The sequence below is a fragment of the Campylobacter subantarcticus LMG 24377 genome, assembly GCF_000816305.1.
GTDB classification, from domain to species: Bacteria; Campylobacterota; Campylobacteria; order Campylobacterales; family Campylobacteraceae; genus Campylobacter_D; species Campylobacter_D subantarcticus.
On sequence record NZ_CP007773.1, the window covers coordinates 1,365,652 to 1,378,907 of the forward strand.

The 13,256-nt window shown below is 31.3% G+C and carries 13 protein-coding genes; 1 reads left to right on the forward strand and 12 read right to left on the reverse strand.

What is annotated here, in order from left to right; genetic code table 11:
- Positions 1–43: 43 nt before the first annotated feature.
- The 3 genes from gyrA to mapA are packed head-to-tail and all read right to left on the reverse strand — an operon-like array spanning position 44 to position 3,879.
- Entirely contained in the window at positions 44–2,632 is a 2,589-nt protein-coding gene (gyrA, locus tag CSUB8523_RS07090) for a DNA gyrase subunit A (RefSeq protein ID WP_043020039.1), read from the reverse strand.
- Between the two features lie 21 nt (positions 2,633–2,653).
- Entirely contained in the window at positions 2,654–3,235 is a 582-nt protein-coding gene (locus CSUB8523_RS07095; protein ID WP_039664327.1) for a ComF family protein, read from the reverse strand.
- Positions 3,232–3,879, reverse strand: a complete 648-nt coding sequence (mapA, locus tag CSUB8523_RS07100) for an outer membrane lipoprotein MapA (protein WP_039664328.1) — start codon at positions 3,877–3,879, stop codon at positions 3,232–3,234. The genes CSUB8523_RS07095 and mapA overlap by 4 nt, the downstream gene beginning before the upstream one ends.
- Positions 3,880–4,075: 196 nt before the next feature.
- On the opposite strand from mapA, the gene CSUB8523_RS07105 reads away from it, so the two are divergent.
- A complete protein-coding gene (locus CSUB8523_RS07105; RefSeq protein ID WP_043020040.1) occupies positions 4,076–5,437 on the forward strand; it encodes a DASS family sodium-coupled anion symporter in 1,362 nt (453 codons plus the stop codon).
- A 4-nt stretch (positions 5,438–5,441) separates the two neighbouring features.
- On the opposite strand, the gene CSUB8523_RS07110 is transcribed toward CSUB8523_RS07105, so the two are convergent.
- From CSUB8523_RS07110 to CSUB8523_RS07150, 9 genes are read right to left on the reverse strand one after another with little or no spacing between them, the layout of a single operon-like run.
- Positions 5,442–6,056: a thiamine phosphate synthase gene (locus CSUB8523_RS07110; protein WP_043020419.1), complete on the reverse strand. Its 615-nt coding sequence runs from the start codon at positions 6,054–6,056 to the stop codon at positions 5,442–5,444.
- Positions 6,046–7,179 carry a 2-iminoacetate synthase ThiH gene (gene thiH, locus CSUB8523_RS07115; protein WP_039664331.1) on the reverse strand — a complete coding sequence of 378 codons (1,134 nt, stop codon included), beginning with the start codon at positions 7,177–7,179 and terminating at the stop codon, positions 6,046–6,048. The genes CSUB8523_RS07110 and thiH overlap by 11 nt, the downstream gene beginning before the upstream one ends.
- Entirely contained in the window at positions 7,180–7,938 is a 759-nt protein-coding gene (locus CSUB8523_RS07120; RefSeq protein WP_043020041.1) for a thiazole synthase, read from the reverse strand.
- On the reverse strand, positions 7,938–8,738 hold the full coding sequence (gene thiF / locus CSUB8523_RS07125; RefSeq protein WP_148308432.1) for a thiamine biosynthesis protein ThiF: 801 nt from the start codon (positions 8,736–8,738) through the stop codon (positions 7,938–7,940). The genes CSUB8523_RS07120 and thiF overlap by 1 nt, the downstream gene beginning before the upstream one ends.
- Positions 8,735–8,926, reverse strand: a complete 192-nt coding sequence (gene thiS, locus CSUB8523_RS07130) for a sulfur carrier protein ThiS (RefSeq protein WP_043020043.1) — start codon at positions 8,924–8,926, stop codon at positions 8,735–8,737. The genes thiF and thiS overlap by 4 nt, the downstream gene beginning before the upstream one ends.
- Positions 8,927–10,786 carry a DUF262 domain-containing protein gene (locus CSUB8523_RS07135; protein WP_043020044.1) on the reverse strand — a complete coding sequence of 620 codons (1,860 nt, stop codon included), beginning with the start codon at positions 10,784–10,786 and terminating at the stop codon, positions 8,927–8,929.
- An 18-nt stretch (positions 10,787–10,804) separates the two neighbouring features.
- The gene (dapE, locus tag CSUB8523_RS07140; protein WP_043020045.1) at positions 10,805–11,905 is read right to left on the reverse strand and encodes a succinyl-diaminopimelate desuccinylase; all 1,101 of its coding nucleotides are present in this window, start codon (positions 11,903–11,905) and stop codon (positions 10,805–10,807) included.
- Between the two features lie 3 nt (positions 11,906–11,908).
- Positions 11,909–12,502, reverse strand: coding sequence for a LysE family transporter (locus tag CSUB8523_RS07145; protein ID WP_043020046.1), 594 nt, complete (start codon positions 12,500–12,502; stop codon positions 11,909–11,911).
- On the reverse strand, positions 12,496–13,182 hold the full coding sequence (locus CSUB8523_RS07150) for an SIR2 family NAD-dependent protein deacylase (RefSeq protein ID WP_043020047.1): 687 nt from the start codon (positions 13,180–13,182) through the stop codon (positions 12,496–12,498). Before CSUB8523_RS07150 ends, CSUB8523_RS07145 begins: the two co-directional genes overlap by 7 nt.
- Positions 13,183–13,256: the final 74 nt, after the last annotated feature.

Below are 13,256 nucleotides of genomic sequence, written 5' to 3' on the forward strand. Positions count from 1 at the left end.
TTATTTGATTTTATTAAAATAGCAAAAAGCATTCCAAATTTTACTATTCAAAATTTAAATCCATATTATTTTCAGCATCTAAATCCTCATCCTCTTCCTTAGGACACTTAGCAATGCTTACAACCTCATCGTTTTCTACATTTACTACGATTACACCACTTGTATTTCTACCTGCTTTTCTAATGCTTTGCATATCCACACGTATCATTTTGCCGCTACTTGTTAAAGCCATTAAGTCCATGCTTTCATCAACTATAACTATACCGATTAAATCTTTTGTTTTAGCAGTAAGCTTCATACAAATTACACCCTTACCACCCCTACTTTGAAGTCTGTATTCTCCTGCATTAGTGCGCTTACCTATACCTTTAGCACTCACACTTAAAATCTCTTGTGTATCATTTTCGATCACAACAGCACCCACAACCTCATCATCTTTTTCTTTAAATTTAATCGCAGTTACCCCTCTACTTACACGACCAATCTCTCTAACTTTAGCAAGAGGGAATTTGATACACATACCTTTTTTAGTTACCGCAAAAAGCATTTTGCCACTAGTGATATTTTCTAATTCTTCACTATTTTCACTGCTTTCATTTTCTAAATTTTCATCTATTTCTAAATTTTCGTCTGCATTGACATTGACAACTTCGTTTTCATCTCTTGCTACGATAATTGCAGTAACAAGTTCATCGTTTTCATCTAGATTAATCGCTTTTACGCCCACACTTCTAATATTTTGATATTCACTTAAATTTGTGCGTTTCACGATACCATTTTTAGTAAAGAAACACAATGATTTGCTTTCATCAAAATCAGTTGTCGGGATAATTGCCATGATTTTTTCATCAGCTTGTAAATTTATAAGATTTACTACAGCTTTACCTTTAGCGGTTCTACTTCCTTCTGGAATTCTATAAACCTTAAGCCAATAAAGTTGCCCACGATCAGTAACAAACATTAAAGTATCATGTGTGTTTGCCGTAAAGAAGCTTTCAATAAAATCATCATCATAAGTCGTAACAGCAACTTTGCCCTTACCGCCACGTTTTTGTTTTTCATATTGCTTACTTGGAACACGCTTAATATAACCACGATGAGTGATAGTAACCACCATATTTTCATTTGGTATTAAATCTTCTATATCAATATCATCATAATCATCCTCAATTTGAGTGATTCTTGGTACATCAAATTTTGTTCTAATTTCTTTTAACTCATCTTTAATTAAATTTTCAAGCAAAGTTTCGCTTTTTAAAATTTGATCAAGTCTTTCGATTTCTGCTAACAATTCTCTTAGCTCATTGTCAATTTTTTCTCTTTCAAGTCCTGTTAAACGACCTAACTTCATATCTAAAATAGCATTAGATTGAAGTTCACTTAGACCAAATTTTTCCATCAATAAATTTTTAGCCGTTGGGTTATCTGGGGAATTTTTAATCAATGCTATCACTTCATCAATATTATCTAATGCTATTTTTAAACCCTCTAAAATATGCGCTCTAGCTCTAGCTTTTTGCAACTCATAAATCGTTCTTCTAATAATTACAGTTTTTCTGTGATTTAAGAATAAATTTAAAAGTTCAATCAAAGAAAAAACTTTTGGCTCCTTGTTATGTATAGCAAGCATAATCACACCAAAAGTGCTTTCCATAGTGGTAGATTTAAAAAGATTATTTAACACAATCTCACTCATGGCATCGCGTTTTAGCTCAATCACCACGCGAATTCCTTCTCTATCACTCTCATCTCTAACTTCAGCAATGCCTTCAATTTGCTTTTCTTTAGCAAGTTCAGCAATTTGCTCTATCAATCTTGCTTTGTTAGTTTGATAAGGAAGCTCATCTATTACAATAATATCTTTATTAGCTCTTTTTTCAATATGCGTTTTTGCTCTTACTTTTACCCTGCCACGACCTGTGCGATAAGCTTCTATAATACCTTTCTTACCAAAGATAATACCACCGGTTGGAAAATCAGGCCCTTTGATAAATTGCATTATTTCTTCCAAGCTTGCATTTTTATTATCAATCAAATAAAGCAAACCATCAATAAGCTCATTCAAACTATGTGGAGGAATATTAGTAGCCATACCTACTGCAATACCGCTTGAACCATTAAGCAATAAATTTGGCACTCTAGCAGGTAAAACATCAGGCTCACTCATAGAGTCATCGTAATTTGGTACAAAATCAACTGTATCTTTATCTATATCACGCAGCAACTCTTCAGCTAAAATCGTCATTCTAGCTTCGGTATAACGCATCGCAGCAGCACCATCGCCATCAATAGAACCAAAGTTTCCTTGACCATCTACGCTTGGATAACGCATTGAAAAATCTTGCGCCATTCTTACTAAAGCATCATATACAGCCACATCACCATGCGGGTGGTATTTACCAATTACATCACCTACTATACGCGCTGACTTTTTGTATGCGCTACGACTTCCAACGCCTAAATCATTCATAGCATATAAAATTCTTCTATGAACAGGCTTAAGTCCATCTCTAGCATCAGGTAATGCACGACCTATAATAACACTCATAGAATAATCTAAATAGCTACTTTTTATAGAACTTTCTATATCTATATTTTCAATATCTGAATCTTTAGTAAAAATATTTTCCATAAAAATCCTTAAAATTAATGCTTATATTGTATCAAATTTTGCATTAGCCAAAACTAAAGCAAATAACACTTTAATATTATTTTTTTCCAAAAGCTTTTTTGCCTCTAACAAACTTAACCCTGTAGTCACTACATCATCTACTAAAATTACAGGATGTTTTGGAAGCTTTAATAACTGATATGTTCTTTTATTGTCTTTACGAAATTTCAAACTTTTTCCACTATATTTATGCTGCGAACTAGCTTGTAAAGTATGATACATAGGCTTTATAAATCGAGTTTTTAAATGGCGTGTTAAAATTGCTGTATGTGAGTAATTTTTTTCAGTTTTATCATCTAAGGCTATAGCATTAATTTCGCATGCAGGTTGAAAAAAATCTTTAAATTTAGCAAAACTTAATCTTGCTAAAGCATTTAAGACAAAATAACCTTGAAACCGATGTTTAAAATAAATCAAATGCTTGATTTGTTCATATTGATAAAAATAATAAACCTTAAATCCCTCTTCAAGCTCTCTTATACCCAAAGAATATTCTAAAAGCTCTTCCTTGCAAGCTGGACAAAAACTTGCAAGGGAAAAACCATGACAGTTAAAACATCTCACAAAGAACTAATAATATCTGCGGCTTTATTAGCTACTTGTTTAATAAGTAGTTGGGTAAAAAAAGGCAAATCATTAATTTTATAAAAGCCTTTTACCTCTTGTTTTGTTTTGATATTGATGGTTTTATTTGTGTTGATATCTTTAAGCGTCAATTGACTCGCAATTACTGAAAATAAAGAATTAGAATCAAATTGAGAGTAAAAATCATTAAAACTCAAATCAACTCTTAAAACATAAGGAGAATTTTGAGTATCCTCTACCACCACTATACCTCTATTTTCTAACTCTTCTTTTAAGAATACATAAAAATAATAATTAAAATTTTCATCAATATAGTAGTTTTTACCATTAGAAAAAGAATATTTTAAATTCTCATTCAAATCATACACTCTATGAATATAAACTTTTTTTAAAGAAACACTTTTATCAATCGTTCTTTTATTTGCACAGTATTTAAGACCCACATCGCTAATATACAAAAGCCCTTTGATTTTTGCTTCATATGCTTTAGAACTAGAAGGATTATAACACTCTGCTTGAATTTTTATAACCTCATTAACCTTGGCAACCCCTTGGTTTTTAGAATTAACCGCACATGCACTAAAAAACAAAGCTAGAGCAAATACAAGTATCTTTTTAACCATTATTATTCCTTAATAAATTTCATTTTTAATACCTACACTAGCAAAAATTATACCAAAAAGATACAAATTTAATCAAACTTCACATTTTTGCACATAGAAAAATTTTTCTATACAATTTAAGATAAAAAAATTGACATTTAAAATAAAATTCATTTAGAATATGTTACAAAACTACAATATTTTTAAGGAGTTGTAAATGAGTTCTAATGTTAAATCACTCATAGTCGTTGCAGACTTAGTGTTATTTATCGCATTGCTTTATTTTTCCCCTTTCGGTGAAACTAAGGTAAACCAAGGCTTATCTTTGTTGATTTTTATCGCTATATTATGGCTTAGTGAAGCTTTACATGTTACAATCACAGCCATTTTAGTACCTATTCTAGCGGCAGGATTAGGGCTAATGCCCACTTCTAAAGCCTTAACAGGTTTTGCTGATTCTAACATCTTTTTATTTTTTGGTGGTTTTGCTCTAGCGGCTGCAATGCACCATCAAAAACTAGATAAACTTATCGCACATAAGATACTCACTCTAGCAAAAGGACATCTAGGGCTTTCTAGCTTGTATATTTTTATCACTACGGCTTTTTTATCTATGTGGATGAGTAACACTGCAACCGCAGCTATGATGCTCCCGCTTGCTATAGGCATGTTAGCTTCACTTGATCCACAAAAAGATAGAAATACTTATGTTTTTATTCTTTTAGGTATAGCTTTTAGTGCAAGCATAGGAGGTATAGGTACTATAATAGGAACACCTCCAAATGCTATAGTTGCTACTCAATTACACATTAGCTTTGCGCAATGGCTAAAATATGGTATTCCTATTGTTTTAGTGTTTTTACCAGTAATGATCTTGATTTTATATATGATGTTTAAGCCTAAATTTAATCTTCAAGTCGAGCTACACACTGAGCATATCGAGCTTACAAGGGAAAGAATTATAACTTTACTTATCTTCTTAGTGGTTGCATTATCTTGGATTTTTAGTGGCAATATTAGTCCTATCATACAAAGTACTTTTGGCTATAAAATCGCAAATCTAGATGCAGTGATTGCCTTGCTTGCTGCTGTTTTAGTTTGCACATTTAGAGTGATTGATTGGAAAAATATACAAAAAAATACCGACTGGGGTGTTTTAATGCTCTTTGGTGGAGGTATCACTTTAAGTGTTGTCTTAAGAGATTCAGGTGCTAGCAAGGTCATGGCTGATACAATCATTTCATTTATTGAAAATGGACATTTATTTATCATAGGTTTGATCGTAGCATTTTTTATAGTATTTTTAACTGAATTTACTTCAAATACTGCTTCGGCGGCTTTATTGGTACCTTTATTTATCTCTATCGCAGATACCTTAGGTGTTCCTGCTTTAGGACTTGCTTTAATCATTGCTATTGGGGCTTCTTGCGCATTTATGCTACCTGTTGCCACCCCACCAAATGCTATAGTTTTTGGCACAGGTCACATTAAACAACAAGAAATGATAAGAGTGGGAATTGTGCTAAATATCTTCTGCTCAATCAGCCTTGCAGTGATTGCATACTTTTTCTGGCTATAATCTTTTAGTCCTTTTGGGCTAAAAGATTTTTACATTCTAAAACATAATCTTTTACAATTTTACTCTTATATAAAGCTTCTCTTATACACACACCGGCTATGTTTATGTTTTTTAAATACGGTATAGTTTTCGCATTCACTCCACCTATTGCATAAATGGGTATTTTTGAAACTTCTAGTAAAGCCTTTAGACTTTCAATACCTTTTGGAGCTAAATCAATCTTACAAGAGCTTTCAAATACATGTCCAAAAAACACATGGTTTACTTTAAATTTATAAGCTAAGTCTAGTTCTTCTTTAGAATGAATAGAACCTCCTAAAAGCTTAAAATTCTTATAACACTGTGGATATTTTTGCAAAACAAACAAGGGTGCATGGAAAAACCGATGATTTAATTTTAAACAAGCTTCATAATGATAATGCAAAAAACATATTTTTTGAGTTTTATTAAAAATTTTTAATACCTCTTTAGCTAGCTTAAAATATTCTAACTCATCTAGAGATTTTTCTCTAAGTACTAATGCATCAATACTGCTTTTACTTAACTTTTCAACAAAATGAAAAAAATCCTCTTGAGTATTTTGACTATCACTAATAGCAATGATTTTTTTATCCCACATAAATATTATCACTCATAATAGCTTGCAAATTAACACTTTTTAACATAGCTAGCACCTCATCTACGGTTCGCTTATCGCTGATTTGAAACTGATCATCGCCTTTTTTATCGCCTTGATGTTCTCCTACCCCCACACTCACTCCAGCACTCATTTTAGTAGCACCTAGTTTAATAACCCCATCTCTAAATCCCACTCTTTCTCGTGTAGAAATCGTAATACTCGCAAAAGGCAAAAACAACCTATAAGCACACAAAACCTGCAAAAGTCTTGTCTCGCTTACATCTTTTGGATGAATTTTTTTATTATTGATGATAGGTCTTAATCTAGGAATAGACAAAGCTATCTCAGCATGAGGATATTGTTGCTGTAAAAAATACGCATGTAAAGCCGTTGCAAAAGCATCTTTTCTAAAATCATCTACACCAAGCAAAGTCCCAAAAGCCACTCCCCTCATACCCGCTTTTAAAGCTCTTTCTTGCGCATGAAAACGGTATTCAAATACACTTTTTTCACCTTCAACGTGAATTTTAGAATAAGTTTTTAGATTATAAGTTTCTTGGTATACACTTACATACTCACAACCTTTGTCATGAAGTAGTGCATATTCATCTATATTCATGGGATAAACTTCAATCCCTACAACTTTAAAATACTCTTTTGCTATTGCACAAGCCTTGGCAAGATAATCTACACTTGCATACTCCCTACCTTCGCCAGTTAGAAGCAAAATTTCTTCCAAGCCACTTTTTTTAATCTCTTGCATTTCTTGATGAATTTCAGCCTCATTTAGCTTAGCTCTTTTAATTTTATTACCTTTTTGAAACCCACAGTAAGTACATTTACTATTGCAAAAATTAGAAAGATATAAAGGCGTAAAAAGAGAGATGGAATTTCCAAAGTGTCTTTGGGTAACATAGCTTGACTTTTGTGCTAAATCCTCTATAAAATCTTCTGCTGTACTTGAAAGCAAAGCTTTTAAATCTTCTATATTAAGATAATCTTTAGCTAAAGCCTTTTTTACATCAAAAGCATTAAATTTACTTTCATCAAAATTTTCAACTTCTTTTAAAACCTTAGCCAAAAGTTCACTTTCAATGCTTTGCATATGAGGATATTTTTGCATTTAATCCCTTAAAAAACCACTTAAAGGAGAACTTGCACTCGGTTTATTTTCACTTGCTATACCTGCTAAATATGCACTATGCCCTGCCTCTATAGCCAAAGCAAATGCTCTTGCCATTTTTGCTACATCTTTAGCTTGAGCTATGGCAGTATTTGCCATAACTGCACTCACACCCATTTGCATCGCTTCACAAGCTTGCGCAGGATTTCCTATGCCTGCATCTACGATAATAGGCAAACTGATTTCATTAAGTAAAATTTGTATAAATTCTTTGGTTTTTAAGCCTTTATTGCTTCCTATGGGAGCTCCAAGAGGCATTATAGCCCCAGCTCCTGCACTAACCATAGCACGCGCAGCATATAAATCAGGATACATATAAACCAAAGGAGTAAAACCCTCATCTGCTAAAAGTTTGACTGCTTTTATGCTTTCATAATTATCTGGCAACAAATATTTACTGTCGCTAATTACCTCAACCTTGATCATATCTCCACAGCCAAGCTCTCTTGCAAGTTTTGCTATACGCAAAGCTTCTTTGGCATTTCTTGCACCCGAAGTATTAGGCAAAAGTTTAATATGTTTTGGGATAAAATCAAGTATATTTTCTATGCCTTTATCATTAACTCTACGCAAAGCTAAGGTGATAAGCTCCACTTTTGCTTCTTCAATGGCTGATTGTATCAACTCAAAAGAAAATTTCCCAGAACCTAGAATAAACCGGGAATTAAACTCATATTTTCCTATTTTTAATTTTTCCATTATTCACTCGCTAAAAGCTCTAAAACTAAATTTGCTTGATGTCCTGCGCAAATATTTACACGCGGAGCCATAAGCCCATTACCTACTTTTGCTTCATTTTGCAAATCACCACAAACATAAAAGTTTTTTGCAATTTTTCTTGTTTGTATGCTGTTGCTATCGCCATATCCTGCTAAACCAGAAGCACACACTAAGGCTTTTTCAGGGTAAAACTGATGAAAATTTTGTGCTAAGATAGCTTTGTATTTTGCACTATCAAAGGCTTCACAGACAATATCATCGTTAGTAAAAAGCTCTACAATGTTTTCTTTTTCTATTTTTAAAACTTGTGCAAAAACTTCGATAAAAGGATTGATTTTAGCGATTTGATCTTTTAAAGCTTCAGCCTTAAATTTACCTAAATCTTCTACCATATAAGCTTGGCGGTTAAGATTGCTTGGCTCAACTACATCAAAATCAATTAAATGAAGTCTACCAACCCCACTTCTTGCCAAATTTATCCCAATATGCGATCCAAGTCCACCAAGCCCGCAAATAGCCACACTTGCTTTTTTAAGCTTATCGTGAAGTTTTGGAGTATGCCTTGCCCTCATCATCGCATCAAGGGCTTCATAAGGAGGTAAAGTATTTTTCTCTATACAAAAAAGCTCATCTTCTTCTTTTAAGCTCATATTCTCTTTTGTCGCAAAACCATTGACTATCCACACATCGTTTTCATTTTTACTCACACTTTGGAAAAATTCTAAAGTATTTTTAAAATGCGTATCTATTACACTGCCATTAAATTTAATTTTCATCAACCACCACCTACAAAAGTAACAATTTCTGCTTTATCATTTTCTTTCAAAATTAAATTTTCAAATTGATCCCTTGGAATAATTTCTCCGTTTAATTCCAAGGCAATCAATTCTATCTTTAATCGCTTTTCTTTAACATAGTCCATAAATTTAAGCTCTTTTAATTTAAGCTTCTGCCCGTTAATAATCATTTATCTATCAACTTCCCAGATAATTTTTACAATTTCATATAAAAGTTTTGTTCTTTCAAGCAATGCATTTTTATCAAATTCTTTATAAAATTTAAATCCATTTTCAGAGCTAAAGTATTTATCATTAAAATTTTTGAAATCTTTATTTGTTCTGTGATGAAAATCTTCACAAATAGAACAACCCCATATTAATTTAGCAGCAATATAAGTTTTTAACTTATCCCCGTATTCTTCATTACCTGATGATATATTTGATTTATCTTTTAAAAGCAATAATCCACCTAAAAGATTTCTTTGTCTTTGGAATTCTTCTTCATTATCAAAATAATTGATATTAGTAGCATTATTAGACAATATATGTTCTATATGATAACCTGTTTTATCTCCTGTTCTCGTTGATATGGTAAAAACATCATTTTGCGGTTGTATATTCATATTATCACATATAAATTTTTCTACTCTAGCAAATAAATATCGTAAAAATCTAGGATTCACATTTGTATAATCTCTATTTAAAAAATCTTTATAATCCAATAAAGATTTTGGATCTGATTCTAATTTCTTTTTATTTTTTATAATATCCTTTAACAAACAATCAAATATTGTTTTATATTCTTCTAGTTTTGCTTCTTTCAGTTTTTCATTAAGACTATATGTTATATCTTGAAAATTGTTACTATTATACATACCATTTAAATTTAATAACATCCATAATCTATCATATTCTTTAGCTATTAAATTTATTTTTTCATCTTCTAATTTATCATTTATTTCACATGCAGCTAAAATGTTTTGATATTGACCAGATAAATCATTTATCACTTTACAATAACGTAAAAAATCATTATTGCTACTTGTTATTTTTTTATATAATTTGCCATAATAATATATTTCATTTTTAATAAATTTTTTAATATTTTCAATACGATCAAAATCTTGTTTTCTAAAATTTAGATTATTAGCTATTTCATTATTTTCAAAAATATATCTATGATATCGCTTATTTATGTTTTTTTCAACATCAGAATTTCTTTTAAAAATGAATCTAGATTTTAAAAAATCCGCAAAGAAACTATCTTCAAATTTTGACAAAATGGAGAAAACGTTATCCCATATTTTACAAAAATACTCTGTGTCGTTTTTATCTAAAACACCTATCAATTTACCTTTTAGTATTTCAAAAGGCTTAAGTGGCTCACCTCTATCATTTATAACTTCAAATATCATAGGAGTATCACTTTGATCGATAGCTAACTCAACCAATACTAATCGTTTTAAAAAATATAAAATAAACACTTTAAGTTTTTTATAATTATTATCTTTAAATTCATTTTCTAAATAATTCGATATATCATTATATCTTTCTATAAGATTTTTTTCTGTTTCATTATCAAATTCATCTGGATAATTTTTCTTATTAAAAATAATATCCATAATTTTATATCTTTTATCGTTATCGATATTAAAAAAATCATTAAAACCATTATTGCTAAAAATACATTGTCCTAATAATTCTCTCAACTTCTCTTTGCTATCAAGCATATGATAAAGTTTTGTAGCTATTAAAGTTAGGGTAGTAAGTCTTTGCTGTCCATCAACTATATATGTTTTACTATTAATATTGTTTGTAATATAAACACTAAGATAATACCAATTATACTTCTCCATTAGCTCTTCTGTAATTTCTGAATCTTTATAATATTCATAACCTAAATTAAAATTATAAAATATATCATTTAAGAGAATTAATGTAGTTTCTCTACTCCAAGTATAATTTCTTTGATAAAAATCAATATAATATTTTTTTTGTTTTAAACAATTCTCTACACTTTGTTTATCTGGCATAACAACTTGTTGCATAAATATACTCCTAAAAAATTAATTAAAATTCTCTAATAAATCTTTAAAAACTAAATACAATTTTTCAAGCTCTTCTACACTCACTCTCTCATCAATGGCATGAATTCTATCATTACACACGCCAAATTCCACTACCTTCACACCAAATTGCGCAAAATACCTAGCATCGCTTGTGCCACCTTTGGTGTTAAGTTCTGGTACAACTTGAGTAATTTTTTGTACACTTTCATTTAGTTTTTGTACGATTTTAGAATCACTTTGTGTTAAAAAAGGCTTTGAGCTTTGATCTAAACATAACTCATAATCAAGCCCTTCGCAAGTCTTTTCTACATAAGCTTTTACATCTTCTAAGCTAGTTTGTGGAGAATTTCTTATATTAAACATTAATTTTAAATCATTTGGGGTGACATTGCACACTTCCATACCACCGCGTATATCAGTGATAACAATTTTAGATGGTGCAAATACCTCATCACCTGGATCAAGGTCAAATCCTGCTAAGAATTTCAAAGCAGAAGCAAAATTATGCACCGGATTGATACATTTTTGCGGGTATGCTACGTGACCTTGCTTGCCTTTGATGAGTAATTTTCCATTGATAGAACCACGACGCCCTATTTTAATACTATCTCCCATTTTTTTATCACAAGTTGGTTCAGCAACCACAGCAAAATCAGGTAGCATATCTTTTTCTTGCATAAATTTAAGCACTTCAAGCGTGCCAAATTTAGCCTCGCCTTCCTCATCACTTGTCAAAATTAATGAAATTCTTCCTTTGAAATTTTCTACTTCCTTAACTGCGCACATAAAAGCAGCCACACCGCTTTTCATATCTTGCGCACCTCTTGCATAAATAAACCCATCTTTTTCCAAAGGCACAAAAGGATCGCTACTCCAACCTTCACCTGCAGGTACCACATCTACATGCCCACCAAAAGCCAAATGCTCGCCATCTTCGCTAAATTTTTTAGTCAATAAAAGATTTTTCACACCTTCTTTTTCTATAAAAAAAGCTTCAAAATCACTCAACTCCACTGCGATATAATTCAACGCTCCATCATCATCTGGAGTGATGGATTTAAATTTACTAAGTTCTTTAAAAATTTCAACTACTTGCATGTTTTATCCTATAAAAGCTTTATACAGCATAGAAAGAGCAAAATACTCTAAAATAAATGCTGAAAAAAGATTAATGTAAAATATATGTTTGTTTTTCACAAGGGCTTTGAATTTAGACACAAAAAATGATAAAGTAAAAATCCAAAACACAATAAAACCCACCAAGCCAAAAAGCAAGGCAAAAGAGTTCTTACTCTGCATGCTAAGTCCTGCCACACTCACCCAAAAGCCTATCACATAAGGATTGGTGATGTTTAGCAAAAATCCCTTGCTAAAACCTTTTAAAGGATGGGTTTTATTTACCTTGTTAAGATCGACTTTTCTTGTTTTTCTTAGCATTAAAAATACCATAAAACTCAAAAAGAAAAAGCCAAAAACAGCTAGTATTTTATAAAAAAATTCATTATTTGCAAAGCCTAAAAGTCCAAATTGGATCAAAATCAAAAAAAATACATCAGCACTTAACGCGCCAAGCCCCACACAAAAGGCATTTTTAAAAGAAGACAAAGCAGTATTTAAGATCAAGATATTCACAGGTCCAAAAGGCACAGATACACCCATACCTAAAATAATACCATGCAAAATCGCCTCTAACATTTTACTTCCAAGAAATTTTCTATCTCGATTTTAATTTTATCAATGGCTGTGCAAACATCTTCTATATAAACTTTAGTAAAATTATTTTCTAGATGTTTATCCTCATCAAGATTGTTTAATATACTTTGTTTGCACACTCTTGCATACTCTCCCACAGGTAAAACCTGTCCGCTTGTACCTATGCATACAAATAAATCACAATTGTGCAATTTTTCATATAAAATTTTATAATTTGGTGCCATTTCTTCAAACATCACGATATTATGTCTTATATTTTTACTTTGACATTTAGGACAAATCTTATCATCACTACTTTCATAGCCTATGTTAAAAATACTTTCACATTCTAAACATCTAAGTTCAGGTAAAAAACCGTGCAAATGCACTATGTCTTCGCATCCTGCACGCTCTAGCAAGTCATCAACATTTTGAGTTAAAACACTCACTTGTTTTGGAAATTTTTGTTTTAACAAAGCGATGATTTCGTGTGCATGATTTAGCTTAACACTAGCTAGCTCTTTTCTTCTTTTGTTATAAATTTTTGGGATTTTTTTAAACCCAGTTGCAGAGCAAACCTCCATTACATCATGTTCTTCCCAAAGTCCACCGCTAGCCCTAAAAGTCTTTATACCACTTGGAGCAGACAAACCTGCTCCACTTAAAATCATCACTTGTTTCATTGTCAAACCTTATTTGAAATAGTAACAAAAAATATTAAATTTAAATTTATTTTTAAATAACTTTGATACAATAT

Bases quoted from the DNA above. Each gene is read 5' to 3' on its own strand.
- CSUB8523_RS07105 (WP_043020040.1), top strand. From the start codon at position 4,076: ATGAGTTCTAATGTTAAATCACTCATAGTCGTTGCAGACTTAGTGTTA.
- CSUB8523_RS07110 (WP_043020419.1), bottom strand. From the start codon at position 6,056: ATGTGGGATAAAAAAATCATTGCTATTAGTGATAGTCAAAATACTCAA.
- gyrA (WP_043020039.1), bottom strand. From the start codon at position 2,632: ATGGAAAATATTTTTACTAAAGATTCAGATATTGAAAATATAGATATA.
- CSUB8523_RS07135 (WP_043020044.1), bottom strand. From the start codon at position 10,786: ATGCAACAAGTTGTTATGCCAGATAAACAAAGTGTAGAGAATTGTTTA.
- mapA (WP_039664328.1), bottom strand. From the start codon at position 3,879: ATGGTTAAAAAGATACTTGTATTTGCTCTAGCTTTGTTTTTTAGTGCA.
- CSUB8523_RS07120 (WP_043020041.1), bottom strand. From the start codon at position 7,938: ATGGAAAAATTAAAAATAGGAAAATATGAGTTTAATTCCCGGTTTATT.
- dapE (WP_043020045.1), bottom strand. From the start codon at position 11,905: ATGCAAGTAGTTGAAATTTTTAAAGAACTTAGTAAATTTAAATCCATC.
- thiH (WP_039664331.1), bottom strand. From the start codon at position 7,179: ATGCAAAAATATCCTCATATGCAAAGCATTGAAAGTGAACTTTTGGCT.
- CSUB8523_RS07145 (WP_043020046.1), bottom strand. From the start codon at position 12,502: ATGTTAGAGGCGATTTTGCATGGTATTATTTTAGGTATGGGTGTATCT.
- thiS (WP_043020043.1), bottom strand. From the start codon at position 8,926: ATGATTATTAACGGGCAGAAGCTTAAATTAAAAGAGCTTAAATTTATG.
- CSUB8523_RS07150 (WP_043020047.1), bottom strand. From the start codon at position 13,182: ATGAAACAAGTGATGATTTTAAGTGGAGCAGGTTTGTCTGCTCCAAGT.